This is a genomic window from Streptomyces sp. NPDC088124 (genome assembly GCF_040685895.1).
Lineage (GTDB): Bacteria > Actinomycetota > Actinomycetes > Streptomycetales > Streptomycetaceae > Streptomyces.
Map to the genome: position 1 here is coordinate 116,696 of NZ_JBFBJB010000010.1, position 11,890 is coordinate 128,585.

The 11,890-nt window shown below is 73.4% G+C and carries 7 protein-coding genes; all 7 read left to right on the top strand.

Going from position 1 to position 11,890, the window contains the following annotated elements:
* The first annotated feature begins 622 nt into the window (after nt 1-622).
* The 7 genes from AB0P17_RS10815 (at nt 623) to AB0P17_RS10845 (ending at nt 11,874) form a co-directional block, all read left to right on the top strand.
* A complete protein-coding gene (locus AB0P17_RS10815; RefSeq protein WP_365809605.1) occupies nt 623-2,101 on the top strand; it encodes a sugar transferase in 1,479 nt (492 codons plus the stop codon).
* A gap of 82 nt (nt 2,102-2,183) precedes the next feature.
* On the top strand, nt 2,184-3,509 hold the full coding sequence (locus tag AB0P17_RS10820) for a nucleotide sugar dehydrogenase (RefSeq protein ID WP_365809607.1): 1,326 nt from the start codon (nt 2,184-2,186) through the stop codon (nt 3,507-3,509).
* On the top strand, nt 3,499-4,764 hold the full coding sequence (locus AB0P17_RS10825) for a glycosyltransferase family 4 protein (protein WP_365809608.1): 1,266 nt from the start codon (nt 3,499-3,501) through the stop codon (nt 4,762-4,764). The genes AB0P17_RS10820 and AB0P17_RS10825 overlap by 11 nt, the downstream gene beginning before the upstream one ends.
* Nucleotides 4,761-6,128, top strand: coding sequence for a Wzz/FepE/Etk N-terminal domain-containing protein (locus tag AB0P17_RS10830; protein ID WP_365809609.1), 1,368 nt, complete (start codon nt 4,761-4,763; stop codon nt 6,126-6,128). The genes AB0P17_RS10825 and AB0P17_RS10830 overlap by 4 nt, the downstream gene beginning before the upstream one ends.
* Complete coding sequence (locus tag AB0P17_RS10835) at nt 6,125-7,666, top strand: Wzz/FepE/Etk N-terminal domain-containing protein (protein WP_365809610.1); 1,542 nt, start codon at nt 6,125-6,127, stop codon at nt 7,664-7,666. The genes AB0P17_RS10830 and AB0P17_RS10835 overlap by 4 nt, the downstream gene beginning before the upstream one ends.
* A 3-nt stretch (nt 7,667-7,669) precedes the next feature.
* Complete coding sequence (asnB, locus tag AB0P17_RS10840; protein WP_365809612.1) at nt 7,670-9,604, top strand: asparagine synthase (glutamine-hydrolyzing); 1,935 nt, start codon at nt 7,670-7,672, stop codon at nt 9,602-9,604.
* Between the two features lie 74 nt (nt 9,605-9,678).
* Nucleotides 9,679-11,874, top strand: a complete 2,196-nt coding sequence (locus tag AB0P17_RS10845) for a bi-domain-containing oxidoreductase (protein WP_365809614.1) — start codon at nt 9,679-9,681, stop codon at nt 11,872-11,874.
* Nucleotides 11,875-11,890: the final 16 nt, after the last annotated feature.

An 11,890-nucleotide genomic window follows, 5' to 3' on the forward strand; every position in this document is an offset into this window, starting at 1 on the left:
GGACCCAGCTGCTCGAAGACGTCACTCTACGCACAACGCCCTTGCGGAGCGGACAATTCGGCGGAGTGTGACGGCTCGCCGGCCGGCCCTCCACAGGGCCCGGGGAGGGGCTGGAGCGGCGTGATGGCCGGAAGAGATCGGTGGGTCGTGACCGATTGGTGGATCCTGCCTCAAAGTCTGACCACAAATTCCACACACCCTCTCTTCATCCTGGCCCCGATGGTCTAGATTGACCGTGCTTCGGCCCTTCGGGCACGAGGTGACTGTTAATGATCTATAGGTCCGGCCGTATGGAAAGCCAGCAGTCATGCCCCCGGCGCCAGGCGCCGGGTGATCAGTTCCTGGAGCCCGGGAGGGCCTTGGGCGCGGGGGGCGCCCGGGGTTTCGACGGGTTTCCGCGCACCTTGAGAGTCCGGCAGGGCCTCCGTGCCCATTGCCGTCAGGGCGGGTTGTTCAGGTAGCTCAGGGCGGGTTGTTCACGTCACTCTCGAACAGCCCGGTCGGCATGCGCGGGGGGCGGGGGTCCCCCCGGGGGGAGGAACGGTGCGGGAGGTGGGGGCCTCCCGGGCGGAGAACAGTGTGAGGCGAACACGTCGATCCACTGGGGACCTTGGGGGGTTCTGTGCGTCAAGGGGGATTACTCAGCCCGTTTCCGTCAGCGCGCGGGCGTCTGGCGAACGGGGCGATAGGCCGGCCCGCGCTCGACTGGGAGCAGCGGTACCGCCGTACCGTGATCGCCGGGGATACGGTGGCCACCGCCTGCGTGGTGGCGGCGATCGGCATTTTCTTCGGGGCCCGGGACGCGGCCAACTGGCACGAGAAGTGGGGGATTCTCGCCTTCGGCACCGAGCTGCTGGTGCTCGGCGCGCTCGCGGTGGGACGGTCCTGGGCTCCGGCCGTGCTCGGCCAGGGCGCCGAGGAGTTCCGAAGACTCGGGCGCTCGCTCTTCGCGGCGACCGTCCTACTGGCGCTCGGCGGGATCGCTCTCACCTCGCGCAACATCAAACTCTGGATCTTCGTGGCGATCCCCGCGATCGCGCTCGTCACCATGACCACGCGGTATCTGCTGCGCCTCTGGCTGCACAGACAGCGGAAGGAAGGTCGGTGTCTGAGACCGGTGCTCGCCGCCGGGAGCCCGGACACCGTACGCGATCTGATCACCCGGACCCGCAAGTTCCCGCACCTCGGCTGGCGGGTGGACGCGGTGTGCACGACGGACGGCTTCGGGCCCGACGTCGGCCAGTTGGACGGTGTGCCGGTCGTCGGCCGGCCGGCGGACGTCGCGGGCCATGTCCGCCGCGACGGCTACCGGGTCGTCGCGATCACACCGGACCCGCACTGGTCGCCGGACCGGCTGCAGCGGCTGGCCTGGAACCTCGAAGGCAGCGACGCCGAGATGGTCGTCGCCCCCGTACTGATGGAGGTGGCCGGCCCGCGGCTGCACATCGACGCGGTGCTCGGGATCCCGCTGCTGCGGGTCAGCATGCCGGCCTTCACCGGGGGCCGCCGGGCGGTCAAGGGGGTCGTCGACCGGCTGGGCGCGGCGGTCCTGCTGGTGCTGTTCGCGCCGCTGATGGTGTTCGTCGGGCTGCTCGTGGTGGCCGACAGCCGGGGCGGGGCGTTCTACCGCCAGCGCAGGGTAGGCAAGGACGGCCGCGAGTTCACCATGTTCAAGTTCCGCACGATGGTCGCCGGGGCCGACGGGGCTCGTGCCGGGCTGGCCGGCCGTAACGAGGGCGCCGGGCTGCTGTTCAAGCTCCGCCGGGATCCACGGGTGACCCGGGTGGGGGCGGTGCTGCGCCGGCACTCGGTCGACGAGCTCCCGCAGCTCTTCAACGTACTCACCGGGTCGATGTCGCTCGTCGGCCCGCGGCCACCGTTGCCGGAGGAGTCCGCCGCGTACGGCCCGGACATCCGGCGGCGGCTGCTGGTCAAGCCCGGGCTCACCGGCCTGTGGCAGATCAGCGGACGCAGCGACCTGTCCTGGGAGGAGGCGGTCCGGCTCGACCTGCGGTATGTGGAGGACTGGTCGCTCGCCCTCGACACAGTGATCTTGTGGAAGACCCTGCGTGCCGTGGTCTACGGGCAGGGGGCCTACTGATGCGCGGGGGGCTGCGACCCAATGGTCCCGCCGACGCGCGGACCGGGGGCCGGGGATGCCTGCCCGGGGGGAGGAACGCGTCATGAGAGTCAGTGTTTTCGGGCTCGGTTACGTGGGCTGTGTGTCGGCCGCGTGCCTGGCCGGCATGGGGCACGAGGTCATCGGGGTGGACGTGAACCAGGTGAAGGTCGACCTGGTCAACGACGGCAAGGCCCCGGTGGTCGAGGAGCGGATCGGCGAGCTGATCGCCGAGGGCGTGCGGACCGGGGCGTTACGGGCCACCGGCGACGTCCGCGAGGCGATCGCGGGCAGCGAGGTGTCGCTGGTCTGCGTGGGCACGCCGTCGGAGCCCAACGGCAGCCTGTGCACCACGTACTTGGAGCGGGTCACCGAGGAGATCGGCGCCGCGCTGGCCGAGGGGGCCGAAAATGGGGGCCGGCACACCGTGGTGTTCCGCAGCACCATGCTCCCGGGCACCTGTCTGAACCTGCTGGTGCCGATCCTGGAGAAGTACGTCGGCGGCACGGTCGGGGTGGACATCGGGGTCGCGGTCAACCCGGAGTTCCTGCGCGAGGGCACGAGCGTGCGGGACTTCTTCGACCCGCCCAAGACCGTCATCGGCGAGCTCGACCCGGCCAGCGGCGACGTGGTGGCGGAGCTGTACGAGGGCCTGCCCGGCGAGGTGTTCCGGGTGCCGGTCCCGACGGCCGAGGCGATCAAGTACGCGGACAACGCGTTCCACGGCCTCAAGATCGGCTTCGCGAACGAGCTGGGCGCGGTGTGCCAGGCGCTCGGGGTGGACTCGCACCAGGTGATGGACGTGTTCCTGGCCGACCGCAAGCTGAACATCAGCCCCGCCTATCTGCGGCCCGGCTTCGCCTTCGGCGGCTCCTGCCTGCCCAAGGACCTGCGCAGCCTCGTCCACGCGGCGCGGCGCGCCGATGTCTCGGTGCCCATCCTCGCCCATGTGCTGCCCTCCAACTCCGACCATCTGCAGCGCGCGGTGGAGCTGGTCGAGCGCACCGGCAAGCGCCGGGCGGGGCTGTTCGGGCTGTCCTTCAAACCCGGCACCGACGACCTCCGCGAGAGCCCGCTCGTCGAGCTGGCGGAGCGGCTCTTCGGCAAGGGGTACGACCTGCGGATCTACGACGCCAATGTGAGCCTGTCCCGGCTGCTCGGCGCGAACCGCGAGTACATCGAGACCCGGCTGCCGCACCTCGCGCAGCTGCTCGCGGACTCCGTCGACGAGGTGCTCGAACACGCCGAGGTGTGCCTCGTCGGGACCAGGGATCCGGCCGTGCTGTCGGCGCTGCCCCACGGCGAGGGACCCGTGATCGTCGACCTCGTCCGCCTTCCCGACGCCGAGGCGCGCCGGGCCGAACCGGGGTACGTGGGCCTTGCCTGGTGACGCGAGCGGCGGCGGCCGGCCGGGGCGGCGCGCGCTGATCCTGGTGGAGAACCTCTCCGTACCGTTCGACCGGCGGGTGTGGCAGGAGTGCACGACGCTGCGCGACGCGGGCTGGGAGGTGCATGTCATCTGCCCTCAGGGCAGCAAGCGGGACACGGAGCCGGAGGCGGAGATCGACGGGGTGCGGATCCACCGCTACCCGTTGCGCGCGGCCACCGGAGGGCCGGCCGGCTACCTGCGGGAGTACGGAGCGGCGCTGTGGCACACGGTCCGGCTGGCCCGGAAGGTCGGCCCGGTCGACGTGGTCCACGCCTGCAACCCGCCCGACCTGCTGTTCCTGCCGGCCCTGTGGCTGAAGCGGCGCGGCGCGCGGTTCGTCTTCGACCAGCACGACCTGGTGCCCGAGCTGTACCTCTCCCGGTTCGGCCGCGGCGAGGACCTGCTCTACCGCGCGGTATGCGCGCTGGAACGGCGGACGTACCGGGCCGCGGACATCGTGCTCGCCACGAACGAGAGCTACCGGGACGTCGCGGTGCGGCGGGGCGGCCGGCGTCCCGCGGATGTCTTCGTGGTGCGCAGCGCGCCCGACACGGACCGGTTCCGCCCCGTACCGCCCGAGCCGGAGCTGAAGCGCGGCAAGCCTCATCTGCTGTGCTACCTCGGTGTCATGGGCCCGCAGGACGGCGTCGACTACGCCTTGCGGGCCCTCGCGAAGCTCCGTGACGAGCTGGGGCGGACCGACTGGCACGCGGTGTTCGTCGGGGGCGGCGACACCTTCGACGCGATGGTGGAGCTGTCCCGGCGGCTCGGGCTCTCGGAGCAGGTGCGGTTCACCGGGCGCGTGCCGGACGCCGAGCTGGTGCGCTACCTGTCCACCGCGGACGTGTGTCTCTCCCCCGACCCGCGCAATCCGCTCAACGACGTGTCGACGATGAACAAGGTCCTGGAGTACATGGTGATGGGCCGGCCGATCGTCTCGTTCGACCTCCGGGAGGCGCGCGTCTCCGCCGGTGACGCCGCCGTCTACGCCTCCGCCGACGACGAGACCGAGTTCGCCGGGCTCATCGCGCTGCTGCTGGACGATCCGGAGCGGCGGGCCCGGATGGGCCGGATCGGCCAGGAGCGGATCGGCGGGCCGCTCTCCTGGCGGAACTCCCAGCGAGCGCTGCTCGCCGCCTACGCCGCCGCCTGCCGTGACAGCGTTCCGGCGCCGGCGGGCGGCCCGGACCGGGCGGGGAAGAGGCCGCGCCGTTGAGCGACGACACGATACGGCTGGCCACGATCGGGCGGATCGTCCGCCGGCGCCTGCGGCTGCTCACGCTCCTCGCCGTGGCGGGCGCGCTCGTCGGGTTCGCCGCCTCCGTGGTGTTTCCGCCGCGCTACACGACGTCGGCGTCGGTCCTGCTGCCGGGGGCGTGGGAGGAGCGCGAGCTGCTGACCCAGGCGGAGATCGCGACCAGTTCGGTGGTGATCGACCGCGCGGCCGCCGCGCTCGGCCGGGCCGGGGCCGGCGACGGCGCGCTGCGGGACCGGGTGAGCGCCGAGGCCGCCGACGGGAACATCATCAGGATCTCGGGCACGGCCGACACCCCGGAGCACGCGCGGCGGCTCGCCGACGAGGTGGCCCGGCAGTTCGTCGCGTTCGCCGCGCGGATCTCGGGTGACAGCACCGACCCCGAGGCGGCGGCGCGCCCCGAGGCGCTGCGGGAGATGGTGGCGCAGACCAGCCGCCGCATCACCAAGCTGGCCGACGCGGCCGATCCGGGGCGGACCGTGGAGAGCGTGCAGACCCGTACCGAGCTGGCGAAGCTGCGCACCGCGCTGCAGGAGGCCATCAACAGGCTGGACCAGGCCGACCCGGCCGCCGGCCAGACCGGCATGGTCGTCATGGGGCCGGCGGCCCGGCCGGACGGCGCGGCACCGCCGACGAGGACACAGCTCATCGGCGGCGGGGCGCTGCTGTTCTTCCTGCTCGCGGTCGTCGGCCATCTCACCGCGGCGCGGATGAGCCGCCGGCCGCGCACCGGACCGGAGATCGCGGCGGCGCTGGGCTCGGCGCTGCTGGGCACCGTCGACGTACCGGGGGAACGGCCCACGCACCGGCCGGAGGGCCGGGGCCCGCGGACCACGGTCCGCGGGCTGCTGGGCGCCGACGTCCGGTGGGACGTACCGGCCCCGACGGCGTCCGGGGACGAGGCCGGCCGGCGGATCCGCTACCGGCGGGTGTGCGCCCGTCTCCGGGACCGGCTGCCGGCTCCCCGGCGGCTGCTGGTCGTCGTCCCGGACGGCGACGAGACGGCCCGCCGGGCCGCCGGACGGCTCGTCGACGAGGCCGGGAGCGATCTGCTGCCGCGGGTGGTGGGGGTCCCGGTGTCCCGGCCGATGGTGCCGGACCGCGACGACGAGTCCGGTGCCCTGGTCGTGCTCAGCGCGGGCAGCTGGACCACGGGAGACCTCGCCGGCCTCGCCGAGGCGTGTGCGGACGCCCGGCACGAGGTCGTCGGTGTCGTCGTCGCCGGGGCGGTACGGGACCGTCCCACGCGCTCCGCCGGCCGTCCCCGGGAAGCCGCCGGGCCGGCGCTCGCGGTGGGCGCCGACGCGACGGGAGGCCCGGGGTGACGGTGCGTACGACTGCGGAGCCGCCGGCCGCCGCTCCGCTGCTGGACCTTCAGGCGCTGGTGGTGGCGGTACGGAGGCGGCGCCGCCTCTGGTGCGCCATGGCGCTGCTGGGGCTGCTCGCCGGGGCCGCGGTGGCGGCCTTGATGCCGCCGCCGCCGACCGCGGTGACCACGGTGCTCGTCCTTCACCAGGAGGACCAGCCGAACGATCCCGGAACGCTGATCCGCACCGACGCCGCGCTGCTGCGGACCACGCTGATCGCCGGTCGGGCCCTGCGGTCCCTCGGGTCCCCGGAGAAACCGGAGGACTTCATGGCGGAGTACGGAGGGACCGGCCTGACCAACAACCTGCTCCACATCACGGTGACGGGTGACAGCGACGCGGCGGCGGTGGCCCGCGCCGGGGCGCTGGCCGACGCGTTCGTCGCGGACCATGTGCGGCGGATACGGCAGGCCGCGAACGCCGAGGCCAAGGGGCTGCTCGACCAGCGTGACCGGATGCGGGACGAACTCGCCCAGGTCAACAAGGCGATCGGGGACGGACCGCCGCAGAGCGGGCCGCAGGCGTCGGCGGCCATGGAGTCGCTCTTCGCCCGGCGGGCCGAACTCACCTCGCGGATCACCGATTTCGGCCGGCGGGCCTCGGAGGCGGGCATCGGCACGCCCCGGATCGTCGCCGGCACGCAGATCGTCGACGCGCCGCGCGCGGTGCGGCACTCCCTGCCGCGGACCGCCGCCACCAACGCCGGGATCGGGCTGGTCCTCGGACTCGTCCTCGGGCTCTCGGTGGCCGCGGTCTCCACGGTGGTGGCGGACCGCCCCGTGCTGCGCCGGGAGATCGCGGCGCACCTCGGCGCCTCGGTCATCGCGGAACTGCCCGGCCGGCCCGCCGGGCGGTGGCGGCGCCGGCGGACCCGCGCGGCACACGAACGGCTCATCACGTCCCTGGCGCGCACCGTGCGCGGCTCCGACCGGCCGGTGTCGCTGCTGGAGTTGGGGTGCGCCCGCGGCGCGGGCGCGATCGCCCTGGACCTCGCCCGGGCACTGGCGGCGGAGGGGCCGGTGGTCGTCGTCGACGGTCTGCCCGGCGGGGGGCTCGCCGGCCGCCGCCCGAAGCCGGGAGACCCGGCCGTGGTCAGCGGCGAGGAGGCCGCCGCCGGGTCGCGTCAGGAGCGCCGGATCGGCGTCGGCTCGGTGGCGCCCGGCACGGCGTGGACCGACCTCCGGTACCTCGGCACCCGCACCGTGCTCGTCGTACGGGCCGGGCACGGCAGCGCCGCCTGGCTGCACACCGTGGCGCGGCACCTCGCGGACCAGCGCGTCCCGGTGATCGGTGTGGTGCTGATCGACCCCGATCCGCGTGACCGGACCGACGGGGCGCTGTGGGACGGGCCGGGCACCGCGACGCCCGGCCGGAACGAGCCTCCGGCCGGGCGGAACGAGCCTCCGGCCGGGCGGAACGGGACGGACCGAGGGCGGACGGAGCGGCTGCCGAGCTGGGCGGCACGGGTCACGGACAGCGACCAGGAGGCACGGTAAAACATGTGTGGCATCGCAGGCACGTACCGGTGGCCGGACGGGAAGGCCGTGACCGACCGGCTCACCGAGGTCCTCGCCCACCGCGGTCCGGACGGGGCGGGCCGCTACAGCCACCCCGCCGGTGACGGCGAGGTGCACCTCGGGCACCGCCGGCTGGCCGTCATCGACCTGTCCGGGACCGGCGCCCAGCCGATGGTCTCGGGCGGCCTCGTCCTGACGTACAACGGCGAGCTGTACAACGCGCCCGAGCTGCGGGCCGAACTGACGGCCGCCGGGGTGCGCTTCCGCGGTACCTCCGACACCGAGGTGCTGCTGGAGGCCTGGCGGCGCTGGGGCACGGACTGCCTGCCCCGGCTGCGCGGCATGTTCGCGTTCGGGATCTTCGACGAGCGGACCGGTGAGCTGGTGCTCGCCCGGGACCAGCTCGGCATCAAACCGCTGTTCCTGCTCCGGCGCGGCGAGGGTCTGGTGTTCGCCTCCGAGCTCAAGGCGCTCGCCGCCGTGACCGGCGGTTCGCTCCAGGTGGACCACGCGGCGCTGGTGGCCTCGCTGCTGTACTACTGGGTGCCGGACTCGCGGTGCGCGTTCCGCGAGGCGGAGAAGCTGCCGCCGGGGAGCTGGCTGCGGTGCCGGCCCGACGGCCGGGTGGAGCGCGGCCGGTTCTGGCACCTCCGGGAGGTCGCCGCCGAGGCCCGGGAGCGGGCCCGGGACGGCGAACAGCCGGATATCGCGGCCGTCGTCGAGGAGTCGACCCGGCGTCATCTGCTCTCCGACGTACCCGTGGCGACCTTCCTCTCCGGCGGGCTGGACTCCAGCTATCTGACCGCGCTGGCGGCCCGGGACCACCCCGGGATCTCCGCTTACACGATCGGGTTCCGTGCCGAGGACGCCCGGTTCGAGGCGATGCCGGACGACCTGCGGTACGCCCGTCAGGTGGCCGAGCGGTTCGGCGTCGATCTGCACGAGATCGAGATCGCCCCGAACGTGCTCGACCTGCTGCCGCGGATGACGTACCACCTGGACGAGCCGATCGGCGACCCCGCCGCGATCAACACGTTCCTGATCTGCTCGGCCGCCCGGGAGGCCGGGGTCAAGGTGATGCTCTCGGGGATGGGCGCCGACGAGCTGTTCGCCGGGTACCGCAAGCACCTGGCCAACCTGATCGCGCTGCGCTACCAGCGCGTCCCGCGGCCCCTGCGGCGCGGGCTGTCCGCGGCCGTGGAGCGGCTGCCGGTCGCCACGGCCCGGCGGGGGTACCGGTCGGTGCGCTTCGCGAAGCGGTTCCTCTCCTTCGCCGATCTGCCGGAGGAGACCGCGTTCCGGCGCAGCTACACCCTGTACGACCGGGACGAGCTGCTCGCCCTGATCGACCCGGATCTGGCCGGGACGGTCGAGGACGTACTGACCGAGCACGCGGACGTCTACCAGGACAACGACCTCGACGACTTCGTCAACCGCATGTGCCTGGGCGACGCCCGGATGTTCCTGCCGGGTCTGAACCTCGCGTACACGGACCGGTCGAGCATGGCCGCCTCGACGGAGGTGCGGGTGCCATACGTGGATGTCGAGGTGGTGAAGGCGGCGTTCGCGGTGCCCGGTGACCGGAAGATCGTCGGGCGGCAGGGCAAGGCGGTCCTCAAGGAGGCGGCCGGCTCCGTCCTGCCCCGGGAGATCGTGTACCGGCCCAAGGGCCTGTTCAGCGCCCCGCTGCGGGCCTGGATGAGCCGGGATCTGGCACCGCTGGTGCGTGAGGTCGCGCACGACGGGGAGCTGGTCCGTTCCGGGTTCCTGCGGCGTGACGCGCTGGCGCGGCTGGTCGCCGAGGACGCCGCCGGGCACCGGGACTTCTCGAAGCATCTGTGGCACGTGCTGACCCTTGAGTACTGGTATCGCGGCGCGATCTCCGGGGCCGGCCAAGGCCCGCCCCCGGCGGCGTAGCGCCCCCCTTGACGACTGGCGATCTCCCGTGCGGAGCGATCTCCCTTGACGGCGTAGAGACAAGAGGACTTCGAGTGAAACAGGTTGTGCAGAACTACAAGAGCGGCGAGCTGGCGCTGCTGGACGTGCCGGTGCCGGGGTGCAAGCCGGGCGGTGTGCTGGTGCGCAGCGCCTACTCGCTGATCTCCACCGGGACCGAGCTGATGAAGGTGTCCGAGGCCGGCATGTCGATGCTGGGCAAGGCCCGCTCCCGGCCGGACCAGGTGGCCAAGGTCGTGCAGAGCGTGGCCACCAACGGGGTGCCCGCCACCTATCGCAAGGTGATGGGCAAGCTGGACTCCTACACGCCGCTGGGTTATTCGCTGTGCGGGGTGGTCGAGCAGGTGGGCGCCGGGATCGACGACGTGAAGGCCGGCGATCTGGTGGCCTGCGCGGGCAACGAGCACGCGCTGCACGCCGAGCTGAACTGGGTGCCGAAGAACCTCTACGCCGCGGTGCCGGACGGCCTCGCGCCGCGGCACGCGGCCTTCGGCACGGTGGGGTCGATCGCGCTGCAGGGCGTCCGCCGCGGTGAGCCGCAGCTCGGCGAGGTGGCGCTGGTCATCGGCCTGGGGCTGATCGGGCAGCTGGTGGTGCAGTTGCTGGCCGCCTCGGGGGTCCGGGTCGTCGGGGCCGACCCTGACCCGGTGCGCTGCGAGCTGGCCGAGCGTCTGGGCGCGGCGGCCTGCGGCGATCCCGCCTCGGCGGCCGTGGCGAACGCCGTCGCAGAACTCACCGGCGGTCACGGCGTGGACCAGGTGTATCTGGCCGCGGGCGGCGGCAGCAACCAGCCCGTCGAGCTGGCCGCCCGGCTGAGCCGGGACCGCGGCCGGGTCGTCGACATCGGCAAGTGCCGCCTGGACCTGCCGTGGAACGCGTACTACGAGAAGGAGCTCGACGTCCGGTTCTCCCGCAGTTACGGTCCCGGGCGCTACGACCCGGAGTACGAGCTGGAGGGGCGGGACTACCCGATCGGCTATGTGCGCTGGACCGAGCGCCGCAACCTGGCGTGCTTCCTCGATCTCGTCGCCCGCGGCCGCGTCGACGTGGAGCCGCTGATCTCCCGCACGGCCGACTTCGACGACGCCGTCGAGACGTACCGGGGCCTGCGGGACGGCGAACTGAAGGCCGTGGCGGTGCTGTTCCGGTACCCCGAGCGGAAAGAGGAAGCGGGGGAGGCGCAGGCCCCGGCGGTGACCGTGCCCGCGGTGCGGCGCGGTGGCGGGGTGTCCGCCCCGGCCCGGTCCGCGAAGGCGCCGGTGCGGCTGGCGTTCGTCGGCGCGGGGAACTACGCGACGTCGATGCTGCTGCCCCACCTGGCCCGGCGCGACGGCGTCGAGCTGGCCACGGTCGTCACCACGACGGCGCTCTCCGCGGCCAACGCGCAGCGGAAGTTCGGCTTCGCCGGGGCCACCACCGATCTCGACGCCGTGCTCGGCGACCCGTCCGTCGACGCGGTGTTCGTGGTCACCCGCCACAGCTCGCACGCCGAACTGACCCGCAGGGCGCTGCTGGCCGGCAAGGCGGTGTTCGTGGAGAAGCCCCTGGCCCTCACCGAGGACGAGCTGGCCCGCGTGCTCGCGGCGGTGGAGGAGTCCGGCAACGACCGGCTGCAGGTGGGCTTCAACCGCCGGTTCGCGCCGCTGCTGCGGGAGGCCAGGCAGCGGTTCGGCGCCCGGACCGGGCCGGCGAGCCTCCGCTACCTGGTCAACGCGGGCCGGCTGGAGCACGGCAGCTGGTATCTCCGGGGCGCCACCGAGGGCTCGCGGTTCGCCGGGGAGGGCGGGCACTTCATCGACACGGCGAGCTGGCTGCTGGAGGCCGACCCGGTCTCGGTGTACGCGCTCACCACGCCCGGGGCCGAGGATCTCCAGGTCGTGCTGGGCTACCCGGGCGGCTCCACCGCCACCATCGGCTATGTCACCACCGGCCCGGCCGGCTTCCCCAAGGAGACGCTGGACCTGGTCGCGGACGGCCGGGCGCTGCGGCTCGACGACTTCGTCCGGGCCACCGTCCACGACGGCCGCGGCAGGCGGTGGGTGAGTTCCCGGCTGCCGAAGGCCCGGGACAAGGGCCAGTCCGCCGAACTGGCCGCGTTCGTCAAGGCCGTACGGACCGGCGGGCCGATGCCGGTGCCGCTGGAGTCGCTGGCCGCCACCACGGCGGCCACGCTCGCCGTACGGGCCGCTCTGGCCGGCGCCGCTCCGGTGACCCTGGCGAGGGCGCTGTGACGGTGAGCTCGGGGAG